General features: G+C 50.4%; 2 protein-coding genes. Both read right to left on the bottom strand.

Going from position 1 to position 1,329, the window contains the following annotated elements:
* Positions 1–395 (bottom strand): hypothetical protein (locus tag HWQ67_RS18730; RefSeq protein WP_218254212.1); only part of this gene is annotated, 395 nt, incomplete at its 3' end.
* A gap of 329 nt (positions 396–724) precedes the next feature.
* A partial coding sequence (locus HWQ67_RS18725; RefSeq protein WP_218254211.1) for a hypothetical protein occupies positions 725–1,329 on the bottom strand: 605 nt, incomplete at its 5' end.

The following is a 1,329-nucleotide window of genomic DNA, read 5'->3' as shown; positions in this document are numbered from 1 at the left end:
TCCTCCAACCACTGCATGTCCCCGTCTCTAGCACGCTTGAGCCTTTCGGTCCAATTGTTGCGTTCTTTTTTTCCTTTTTCTTTTTGCGTGACCGGCTGCTTGCCTTTTTCAAAGACGTCGCCTTCTTTTGAGCAATACTTTGCGTTGGCGATAGCATCTGCGTTGGCTTGTTTAAGCCACGCCCTTGGAATCAGCGACGACACTTGTTTGCGGGTTTTATCGTTTTTGAAAACGAGGTAACCTTGCAGGTGAGGGGTACCGGACTCTCCGACTTCCTTGCCGAAGATAGTGTATACCGTCTCTATGAGCCGACAGCCTTCTTCCTCTTCGGGAGTGTAGTTGTTTAGCGTAAAGCACCAGGTGCGAGAACGCGAGCGGGGATCGTCTTGAGCCATCCTTGGCGAGTTGTGTTTTGAGCTCAGACCCTGAGCGTAGCGGGGGGGTCCTAGGTAATAATGGACTAGGACCTTCCCCCGCTCAACGAATTGCACAACTGTGCAATGCTTAACTAAATCATGTATACCACCCTGGGGGTGGAACTCGCTACGCTCGCTCACCCCTAGCCCCGGGGGGGGGACCTTAAAAAAAAGATGTCTATGCTTGCGCGTCGGCAATGTTTTTAGGGGGCCTGGCTTCACTTGTGCTTCCGTCAGCACGTTTCATTGGCTTTTATAGAGTGTGTGTTTGTTTGTTTGTTTTTATTTTTTTTAGGAGGGTTATGATTTTATGCAGGTGGGTTGTAGTCTAGATGGAACGCAGGTTCTGGTTCCTTATCCTGGACTACTGCTCCTAGGGGGAAGTACCGGTACTTGAATCTGCGTTCCATCGGCTCATAGTCCCTTGGATCTGGGAAACAGTCCCGAATTGTGTAGTTGCTTAGGACGATGATCTTCTTCGGTCTGATACTCTTTAGAGTACCATTCTTGACTTGTCCAGAGAACGGGTTGTAGTCCGCCCACCTTTTCAGGTTGGACGCCGTACATTCATTCTTGGGTGACCATTCTTCGATGTACACGACTTCCTCATCTTGATATCCGTCCCACCACTTGTTTAGCGGTTTATCGAAGGCACCCGGATACTCGCGGGATAGGGTCCGCGATTTGCCGGTGCCCGTCTTACCTATCCACCATTCGTTCGCAAGCTCTGTGAGCGGTTCAGCCTTCCGGCGTTTGAGCGATAGAAGCTTTGGTTCCATCGTGATCACTCCGTGAGGCCAGTTCTCCTCCAACCACTGCATGTCCCCGTCTCTAGCACGCTTGAGCCTTTCGGTCCAATTGTTGCGTTCTTTTTTTCCTTTTTCTTTTTGCGTGACCGGCTGCTTGCCTTTTT

Source organism: Candidatus Magnetobacterium casense (assembly GCF_019173545.1).
In the GTDB taxonomy this organism is placed as follows: domain Bacteria; phylum Nitrospirota; class Thermodesulfovibrionia; order Thermodesulfovibrionales; family Magnetobacteriaceae; genus Magnetobacterium; species Magnetobacterium cryptolimnobacter.
Note: the sequence above shows the minus strand (reverse complement) of the source record. Positions and strands in the feature narration are given on the sequence as shown.